The sequence below is a fragment of the Geobacter grbiciae genome, assembly GCF_018531165.1.
Taxonomy (GTDB): domain Bacteria; phylum Desulfobacterota; class Desulfuromonadia; order Geobacterales; family Geobacteraceae; genus Geobacter; species Geobacter metallireducens.
The window spans coordinates 61,392-70,726 of record NZ_JAHDIW010000018.1; the positions used below are offsets into that span (position 1 = coordinate 61,392).

General features: G+C 55.7%; 6 protein-coding genes and 2 pseudogenes. 4 read left to right on the plus strand and 4 right to left on the minus strand.

Annotated elements, in window-relative coordinates; translation table 11 throughout:
* Positions 1–8: 8 nt before the first annotated feature.
* A complete protein-coding gene (locus tag KJB29_RS16665; RefSeq protein ID WP_215735474.1) occupies positions 9–971 on the plus strand; it encodes a hypothetical protein in 963 nt (320 codons plus the stop codon).
* 39 nt (positions 972–1,010) lie between these two features.
* Here the strand turns inward: KJB29_RS16665 and KJB29_RS16670 are convergent.
* Positions 1,011–1,673, minus strand: a pseudogene (locus KJB29_RS16670) (IS30 family transposase); the annotation flags it as partial.
* Here KJB29_RS16670 and KJB29_RS16675 point away from each other — a divergent pair.
* Positions 1,666–3,003, plus strand: coding sequence for a TolC family protein (locus KJB29_RS16675; RefSeq protein WP_246561810.1), 1,338 nt, complete (start codon positions 1,666–1,668; stop codon positions 3,001–3,003). The pseudogene KJB29_RS16670 and the gene KJB29_RS16675 overlap by 8 nt on opposite strands.
* Positions 3,004–3,012: 9 nt before the next feature.
* Here the strand turns inward: KJB29_RS16675 and corA are convergent, their stop codons facing one another.
* Genes corA through KJB29_RS16690 form a run of 3 tightly spaced genes read right to left on the minus strand, consistent with a single transcriptional unit; the run spans position 3,013 to position 5,314 of the window.
* Entirely contained in the window at positions 3,013–4,083 is a 1,071-nt protein-coding gene (corA, locus tag KJB29_RS16680) for a magnesium/cobalt transporter CorA (protein ID WP_215735476.1), read from the minus strand.
* A 26-nt stretch (positions 4,084–4,109) separates the two neighbouring features.
* Positions 4,110–5,075, minus strand: coding sequence for a peptidoglycan-binding domain-containing protein (locus KJB29_RS16685; protein ID WP_215735477.1), 966 nt, complete (start codon positions 5,073–5,075; stop codon positions 4,110–4,112).
* A 41-nt stretch (positions 5,076–5,116) separates the two neighbouring features.
* On the minus strand, positions 5,117–5,314 hold the full coding sequence (locus KJB29_RS16690; RefSeq protein ID WP_004512183.1) for a hypothetical protein: 198 nt from the start codon (positions 5,312–5,314) through the stop codon (positions 5,117–5,119).
* Positions 5,315–5,774: 460 nt separating this feature from the next.
* Between KJB29_RS16690 and gdhA the strand changes: the two genes are divergently transcribed.
* A complete protein-coding gene (gdhA, locus tag KJB29_RS16695; protein ID WP_215735478.1) occupies positions 5,775–7,127 on the plus strand; it encodes an NADP-specific glutamate dehydrogenase in 1,353 nt (450 codons plus the stop codon).
* A 614-nt stretch (positions 7,128–7,741) separates the two neighbouring features.
* Positions 7,742–9,100, plus strand: a pseudogene (locus KJB29_RS16700) (IS1182 family transposase).
* Positions 9,101–9,335: the final 235 nt, after the last annotated feature.

The following is a 9,335-nucleotide window of genomic DNA, read 5'->3' on the forward strand; positions in this document are numbered from 1 at the left end:
AGGGAGATATGCGAAGGCTCGCACTGGCAATGCTGCTTCTTATCTTCGCTTCTCCGGTCGCTGCCGAAGAAATTCACATACTCGGCGGATACGGAGTAGATTCAAACCCGAACCGCAAGGCCGGAGCTTATCAGATCGAATATCTGGAGGGGCTTGGGGAGCACTTCGCCTTCAGTCTTTCGTATCTGAACCAGGGGCACTTTCCCGAGCACCATCGCGACGGCAACTCCTTCAACCTCTGGCTCCGCACCAACCAGTTCCACCCCCAGCTCTCCCTGGCCGCCGGCATTGGCGTCATGTACTATTACGACACGACCCATCCGCCTCCCGGCACCCCATCCGAGGATGTCCACGGCCTGGCGAGCATGTACAGCCTGTCCGCGACCTGGTACACGGAAAGCCGCGTGATCTTCCAACTCCAAACCTACTGGGTCAAGGCAAACGCCAGCTTCGACACCGTCTCGGCCCTTGTGGGGATCGGCTATCAGTTCGACGCTCCACCCAAGCCGGGTCCGCTTGCCAAGGCGCCCCCCCAGACAAAGAGAACAACCGAAAACGAACTGACGCTCCTCGGCGGACAGACAATCGTCAACGTCCCCGGGGACGGGCATTCGCAAGCTATCAGCCTCGAATACCGGCGGGGAATCTGGCGCTTCGTAGAGATGACCGCCACAGCCCTCTACGAGGGACGAAGTACCCTGTGCGACCGGTATGGCCTGACCACCCAGCTCTGGCTCGCGCGGCCCTTTTTTGACGATCATGTGGCGCTCGGCATCGGTTTCGGACCCTATTTCGCCGTGGACCGTCGCCGCCAGAACGACAATGAGATCATTATCCCCACCATCTTCACCGCCTCGGCCGGTTTCCGGCTGACGCCGCACTGGCTCCTCAGGGCCTCCTGGAACCGCGTCATAACCAACTATAATCGGGACAGCGACATATTCATGGGGGGGATCGGCTACCGGTTCTGAGACTTCTCTGTTTCTGTTTTGTATTTTTATGTGGCAGATTCAAATTGCAAGTGCACCACGTAGAGCTTTCCGCATGACCTCCGCAGGAGTCTGGTAGTCGAGGCACTTTCGTGGTCGATTATTGATCTTTCTCACCACCAGCTCCAGTTCTTCTTCGGAGATTGTGGTGAAGTCGACCCCTTTGGGGTAATAATGGAGTAGGATTCCGTTCGTATTCTCGTTCGTTCCCCGCTGCCATGCTGCATATGGATCGGCGAAGTAGACCTTCAGGCCTGTCTTCGCTTCCAGTTCCTTGAATTGAGAAAATTCCTTTCCGTTATCAACGGTCAGCGTCTGCCGAAGAGCTTTCGGTAGCCTCCAGAACGAGAACGATGTGGCCTGCGTCATGGTTGCGGCCCTCTTGTCGGCAAGTTTTGCGGCCACAAGAAACCTGCTCTTTCGCTCGACATGCGTCGCGAGGTGGCCACATCCTTTCTTGCCTTCGAGCGTGTCCCTCTCCCAGTCGCCAAAGCGCTCGCGGGTTTCGACGATTATCGGACGCTGAGCAATTGACGCACGACCAGGGATGAAGCGCCTTCCCGAACCATAGCGCGTTTGCCGGCGCCATTTCTTGTGGTGTCTGCGCAAGTGCTGGTGAAGGTTGCCACCTTCCATGGCGTCAAGATAAACCCAGCGATAGATGGTCTCGTGGCTGATGCGCATCCGCGCCATTTCGATCGCCATTCCCCGTGAAAGACGTTGGGGAATCTATAACCCGATTCTGGTAGTTTCCGGCACGGGCGGAGTCGCATCCGTTCCGGGCGACCCCTTTTTCAGCAGCAGATACTCAACCGGCTCCATCGGCCTGACGCAGTATCTTCCGACAGGCGGATACTTTTCTGCATCAACCCAAAGCGGTTATACAAACGCCGAGGTGAGCAATCCGGACTCATCCACCTCGACCTGGCAGTCAACGGCGGGCCTCGCACTCTCGCAGCCTTTGTTGAAAAATGCGGGGAAGCAAACGATGGAGTTGAACATCACGCTGGCTGCCAATGCGCTGGAGGATTCAAGGGAACGGTACCGCTTCACCACCACCGAAACCGTTCTGGCTGTCATTACCACATACAATCATCTCTACACCTTGCGGCAGACTCTGGAGACAAAGAAAGGGGCACTGAAAGCCGCTCAGGATTTCCTCGATGAGTTGCGGAAGAGACCAAAACCGACCGCCCTCCAGAAGATAGAGCTGGCCAACACGGAATACACCATCGCCCAGAGGCTTAAAGATCTCGTCGAAGCGGAGAGAAGTGTAAGGGACCAGGAGGCGAGCCTCCGATACCTGATCGGAATGGCGCAGAAAACACAGGTTATCCCTGTTGATCCGCCCGCAAGAGAGGAGCCGCAGACAACGGAGGAGCAGGCGGTCAAGTCTGCCTTGGAGTACCGCTCCGACCTGAAACAACTCCGCATAACATTGAAGTCGTCTCAACTGCAGGAACGGGTGGCCGATCATCAGACATTGCCCGAACTCACTGTCAGCGGCAGCGGGGGCCTCACCGGGACCGGCACCAACTTTGCGGAAAGCTACCGGAAGGTAGCGCAGAAGCCGGGAACGTACTGGTCGGCGGGCATGCAATTAAACGTACCGCTGGGCAACACCGCAGCCTATAACGATTATCTCAAAAACAAAATCAGGACCGAGCAGGTGCAAAACCAGATCGATGCGCTCGTATGGAAGATACGCAACGACGTCGAGGCCGACATGCGGGCGCTTATTTCCGCGCGGTTGCAGATACAGACGACGGAAAAAGCACTTCAGTACGCCGAGCAGCGTCACGACGAATACCGGAATCAAACCCGGGCCGGCGCCACGACGGTTCAGGATTTCATCAATGCGGAAAACGACCTTATTGCCGCCCGAAATGCCCATCAGAACTCAACGGAAGCCTTCGCGTACGCCGTCTCGAAGCTGTGGCGCGACACCGGCGAGCTTCTCGACCATCAGGGAGTACGTATCACGAGCCCAGAGCAATACAAGTCGAACAAATAGGGGGCCGGCTTATATCCATTTTTTCCTTCTGAAAAAAACGAGCATCCCCCCGATCACCAGGAGCATGAGGATGAGCACGGCGGGGTAGCCCCAGCGCCAGTTAAGCTCGGGCATATAGTGGAAGTTCATGCCGTAAAGGCCGGCGATGAAGGTGAGGGGCATGAAGAGGGTAGCGATGATGGTCAGCACCTTCATGACTTCGTTGGTTCGGTTGCTGATCGTGGAAAGGTAGATGTCAAGAAGCCCCGAGAGGATGTCGCGGAAGGTTTCCACGGTGTCGATGATCTGCACGGTGTGATCGTAGACGTCACGCAGGTAGATGGCGGTCTCTTCATGCACGAGAGAGGATTCACGCCGTTCGAGGCCGCTGATCACCTCCCGGAGGGGCCAGATGGATTTGCGCAGAAAGATGATCTCCCGCTTGAGGGTGTGGAGCCTGCCGACGGTTTCGCGCACCGGATTGGCTACCAACTCTTCTTCGAGACGCTCGATTCGCTCCGCCAGGCTTTCGAGAATGATGAAGTAGTTGTCGACGATGGCGTCGATGAGGGAGTAGACGAGATAATCGGCTCCCAGGGAGCGGATTTTCCCACGACCGGCCCGCAGCCGCTCACGAACCGGGTCGAAGGGATCCCCCGCAAGCCCCTCCTGGAAGGAGAGCACGAAGTTCTCACCCAGAATGAGACTCATCTGTTCGGCAGCCACCCCTTTGTTGCCGTTTTTGAGGGAGAGCATCTTGAGAACGATGAAGAGGTAGGCGCCGTAGTCCTCCCGCTTCGGGCGCTGGTCGGTATTGAGAATGTCTTCCAGCACCAGAGGGTGGATGCCGTAACATTCGCCCAGTTTCTGAAGGAGTTCGATGCTGTGGATTCCCTCCACATTGATCCAGCTGACTTCCGGCTGGTTGCGCAGAGGGAAACAGGCGGCAAGATCGTCGGAAGCCTGTTCGTAAACGCCTTTCTCGTCATAGACGATAATGGAGACCCGGGCCGCTTCGCGGTGCCGTTCGCCGATGTGAACGAGGGTGCCGGGGGGAAGCCCCGCCTTGGCGGAACGCTTTGTGACGAGCTTGTTCTTCATGGGGGTTGCGTTAGCGCCTCCGGGCATCAAAATGGCTTGAGCCCGATGCCGAACTGGTCTTCAAGGTGAAGATAGTTTCCGTGCACCATACCTTCACCGCAGGCGATGGCCACCTTGCGCTTGCGCACGTCCTCTATCCACCGCGGGTTAGAGGCTTCGGCCCGACGGTTTGCCACGATAATCAGGCGGGCTTCCTCAGTCTCGTCCTTACTCAGGTCGCCTCCCAACCGGGAGAAGTCGGCCATGACCTGGGATTTCACTAAGGGAGAGATGCTCCCGTTCTGGGTCTTGATGTCGAACATGAGCGCCACGCCACGCTCGGACCAGAGGCCATACTCGGCACAGAGGTCCTTGGCATCGCTGAAGAGCATGCCTGCGGCGCCTATCTGGATATCCTGGAACTCAGCGGTGCGCCCCAAGGTGGTGAGAAGCCCCTTCCATGGTTCGAACAGGCTAAAGCGCTGCTGGTCCTGGACCGAGCGGACCCAGGCGAGCTGGTCGTCCTTATCGGAGGTAAAAATAGCCTTTAACTCGGGAAAGTAGTCGTGGCAGATACTCTCCAGTTGGCTGGGGTACTTTTCCGCCATTTCCTGGAAGAGCGGCTGCAGCGACCCCTGGCCCAGATTCCACTGGAGAGCGCCGAAACTGAGCCCCTGGCCGTCGAAATCGCCAGAGACGGCAGCAAAGCAGTGGGGTATCGGTTTGCCCGTTTCGATGGTGCCTGTCAGAGCCAGACAGCGATATGCCAGAGTCTGCTTGCCGATTTCGGGCTCCAGCAGCTTTTCACCGTGGAAAAGCTTTTTCCAGGTATCCTCCTCAACGATTCCATCCACATCCAGTCCGTTCTTCCGCTGAAAATTCTTTACAGCGCTTTCGGTGCCGCCACCAAAGATGCCGTCAGTATCGCCACTATAAAGCCCAAGCCCCGCCAACCGTGTCTGGATTGTCTTAACCTCTGCTCCCGTGCTTCCGCGTCGATAGGCGTTCGTCATGAATCCCTCCCCGGTCATTGTAATGATCTGATGGAGCGTCCCTAGGCAGTCCCTTCGCTCGCAGATACCAGCGAGACGGGAAGTGGCGCCGACTCCCAGGTTACTTCGGGGAAGAGGGCGTTATCGAGACGAAGGTAGGTGCCGTCGACCCCGGATTCGGCCCACCAGCATTCATTGCCCCGGAGGGGAAGGTCCTTGAACAGATAGAGTTGCTTGTCCTTGTCTCTGGCTACGTACATGGCATCGGCTCCTTTTATCACGGATTCTCCACAAATACAGTCAGTGTGGTTTGTTCAGGTTTCCCAGCTTTCCTCCCCTCGGCAAACAAGCCACCGATAGATCTCAAACCACCGTTCGGGGAGGAGTGGCGAAGTTCTAATGAGCAAAGTGTACTGTTGGTTTCGGGTTTGTCAAAAGGACATTCCGATTGCAGGCTCTCACAAAGTAACAAACCAGCGCTAAGTACTTCAAATACACAGCAGTGTACAATTTTTAATCGCACAATGATCAATATTTAATCTCGAACTCGACAAGCAACGATAGATTATGCCGCAAATTCAGGCAGATGCCTCTTTATGCATCGTCGGCGCATTTTTTGGTGCACCCTCTGCATATATAAGTGGCGCCAGCCAAGAAGGCAATTAACCCGATTCTGAGCACATGTTGAACAGGCTCACAATATCATCACAAGGAGGAAGCATGTCACCACAACTTATCGACGAAAGACTCGCAGGCATCTATCAGGATGTGCTCAAGCGCAACCCGGGCGAGGTGGAATTCCACCAGGCCGTGGCCGAAGTCCTGGAATCCCTCGGACCGGTCGTGACCAAGCACCCGGAATACCTGGAGCGCAAAATCATTGAGCGGATCGCTGAACCGGAGCGTCAGATTATCTTCCGGGTGCCCTGGCAGGACGACAAGGGGCAGGTCCACATCAACCGCGGCTTCCGCGTTGAATTCAACTCCGCTCTCGGCCCCTATAAGGGAGGCCTCCGCTTCCACCCCTCCGTCTATCTCGGCATTATCAAGTTCCTCGGCTTCGAGCAGATCTTCAAGAACTCCCTCACCGGCATGCCGATCGGTGGCGGCAAAGGTGGTTCCGACTTCGATCCGAAAGGGAAGACCGATGACGAAGTAATGCGTTTCTGCCAGAGCTTCATGACTGAACTCTATCGCCACATTGGCGAACACACCGATGTTCCGGCAGGAGACATCGGGGTTGGCGGCCGCGAAATCGGCTACATGTTCGGCCAGTACAAGCGGATCACCAACCGCTGGGAAGCCGGCGTCCTCACCGGCAAGGGGCTCAAGTTCGGCGGATCCCTGGTTCGTCCGGAAGCAACAGGCTACGGCGCCACATACTTCATCAACGAAGCCCTCAAGGTGCGCAAAGATTCCTTCGACGGCAAGACCTGCCTGGTATCAGGTTCAGGTAACGTGGCCATCTACACCATCGAGAAGATCCACCAACTGGGTGGCAAGTGCATTGCCTGCTCCGACAGTAACGGCGTCATCATCCACGAGAAAGGGCTTGATGTGGAACTGATCAAGCAGCTGAAGGAAGTGGAGCGTCGCCGGATCGCCGATTACGCCACCTACCACAAGGATGCCAAGTATATCGCCAACGGCAACATCTGGGATATCCCCTGCCAGGTAGCCATGCCATCAGCAACCCAGAACGAGATCAACGGCAAGGATGCCAAGACCCTGGTGAAGAACGGTTGTATTGCCGTGGGCGAAGGGGCAAACATGCCCACCACGCCGGAAGGGATCAAGGTGTTCCTCGAGGCCCAAATTGCCTACGGTCCAGGCAAGGCCGCCAATGCCGGCGGGGTTGCAACCTCGGCCCTCGAAATGCAACAGAACGCCCAGCGCGATTCCTGGTCCTTCGAAGAGACCGAGAAGAAGCTGGAGAAGATCATGGTCGGCATTCACAAGCTCTGCTACGAAACCGCCGAAGAGTATGGCGACAAGGGGAACTATGTCACCGGCGCCAACATCGCCGGTTTCATCAAGGTAGCTGACGCCATGGTCGCTCACGGCCTGGTATAAGCAGCACTCGTTCATTCATAACCCCAAAAAAGGCCCGGCATTGCCGGGCCTTTTTTTGATGCTTCGTCGTATTATTGGGTAGAAGGTATAGCGACGTGATGTTGACCTTTCAGCGACACCACATAACGCCCTCTAGTGGCGGATACGTTCCGGCTCTTGAACATCTGGATATTATCCTTGTCTCCAGAAACTCGAAAACACCAAAACCTATCTGCATACGCTGAACTTAAGGACGGCTACATCGCAACCGATGGGTGTCAACTGATATTGATGGTCCTGCAAGGAATGGCTGGTCCTAGGATTGAGGGATAAGGTGATTGGAGGGAGAAGATCAATCAACCCAAGCGCAACAAAAATGGCCAGTGGTTACCGGAATCCATCGCACTAGATTGAGGGTACGGAAAGGATTGAGGGAAACGAGGCGATTGGAGGGTGGGGTAAAAGCACTAGGAGTCTGTCGGACTTACAGCATGGCATTTATAGCCAGAGCATAGTCCGTCAAACACGAATAACCAGTTGAAATAGTTGAGTTATGTGTCAATTTAGCCTTTTCTTTTGGTCGCTACTGTTGTATATTTGCCTGCAATATCAATAAGTTGGATGTTGGAGGCGCCATGCAGCCAAAGTTTGTCGAAGTTGATCGAGAGACATTGTATCTTCTCCCACCGTCATTGCAGGACTGGTTGCCCACAGGGCACCTGGCCAGATTTGTGGTCGAGATTGTTGAGCAGCTCGACCTGCGCTCTTTGAAAGCATCCTATGCTGGTCGCGGTTCACAGCCATACAACCCGCAGATGCTGGTTGCGCTTTTGTTCTATGGCTATGCCACTGGAGTATTTTCCAGCCGGAAACTGGAGCGCAGTACTTACGACTCCGTGGCGTTTCGGTACATCGCGGTAAACACCCATCCGGATCATGACACCATTGCCGCCTTCCGCCGCCGGTTCCTGCCACAGCTTGGTGAGCTGTTTGCCCAGATCCTGCTGATCGCCCACCAGATGAACGTATTGAAGCTGGGCAGTGTCAGCCTGGACGGTAGCAAGGTCAAGGCGAACGCTTCCAAGCATAAGGCGTTCAGCTATGAGCATGCCTGTAAGCTGGAAAAGCAGATCAAGGCCGAAGTTGCCGAACTGCTCAAGAAGGCCGAAGCAGCTGATCGAGCGGACATCCCCGACGGCATGAGCATTCCCGAAGAACTGGAGCGTCGGGAAAAGCGTCTGGCCGCAATTGCCGCGGCCAAAGCCGAAATCGAGCGCCGTGCCGCCGAACGTCATGCCCGCGAGCAGGAAGCGTATGAGAAGAAGCTTGCTGAGCGGGTTAAGAAAGAACAGGCAACTGGCAAAAAGCCCAAAGGCAAAGAATCCAAGCCGCCCAAGTCTGGCCCAACCGCCAAGGATCAGGTCAACCTGACTGACGAAGAATCGCGGATCATGCCGACCTCCGGTGGCGGTTTCGAACAAACCGACAACGTACAGGCAGGCGTAGACACAGCATCAAAGCTCATAGTTACGACTCACGTCACTCAGCACCCCAATGACAAACAGGAGCTGGTGCCGACCCTGGAGAGCCTGGCGGCGTTGCCAGAAGAGCTTGGCTAGGCAACCGAACTGATAGCCGACAGCGGCTACTTCAGTGAAACAAACGTCACCGCCAGCGAAGACAAGGGGATAACGCCGTATATTGCCATCGATCGGCAGCAGCATAATCAACCATTGGGGGAGCGATTCAAAGAACCGCCGCCGCTACCAGACGATGCCGATTCCATGGCCAGGATGAAGCATCGGTTACAGACGCCAGCCGGCAAGAAAATCTACGCCCAGCGCAAAGTCACCTCCGAACCGGTCTTTGGCATCATAAAGGTGGTCATGGGGTTCAGAAGCTTCCTGCTACGGGGCTTCGATGCAGTAAAAGGCGAATGGAACCTCGTCTGCATGGCTTACAACATCAAGAAGCTCCATGCATTGACCAGATAGGTTGAGAAAGAGCAGAAAATAACCGGAAATGACCTCGGTTCACCGCTGATGTGCCTGAATAAATCAGGGGCCCAGCAGTCACAATAAAACGATGCGGAACTTTTTCAAATCGGACTGACCATCTAAGTAGGTGGCCTTCGGTCAAGTCCGACAGACTCCTAGGAACAGCAAAAGCCCCGCCCTCAGAGAAGAGAGCGGGGCTTTTGGATAAAACTCCCGGCGGCGACCTACTTTC

Coding starts and splice junctions, on each gene's coding strand:
- corA (WP_215735476.1), bottom strand. CDS start 4,083: ATGAAGAACAAGCTCGTCACAAAGCGTTCCGCCAAGGCGGGGCTTCCC.
- KJB29_RS16685 (WP_215735477.1), bottom strand. CDS start 5,075: ATGACGAACGCCTATCGACGCGGAAGCACGGGAGCAGAGGTTAAGACA.
- KJB29_RS16665 (WP_215735474.1), top strand. CDS start 9: ATGCGAAGGCTCGCACTGGCAATGCTGCTTCTTATCTTCGCTTCTCCG.
- KJB29_RS16675 (WP_246561810.1), top strand. CDS start 1,666: ATGCGCATCCGCGCCATTTCGATCGCCATTCCCCGTGAAAGACGTTGG.
- KJB29_RS16690 (WP_004512183.1), bottom strand. CDS start 5,314: ATGTACGTAGCCAGAGACAAGGACAAGCAACTCTATCTGTTCAAGGAC.
- gdhA (WP_215735478.1), top strand. CDS start 5,775: ATGTCACCACAACTTATCGACGAAAGACTCGCAGGCATCTATCAGGAT.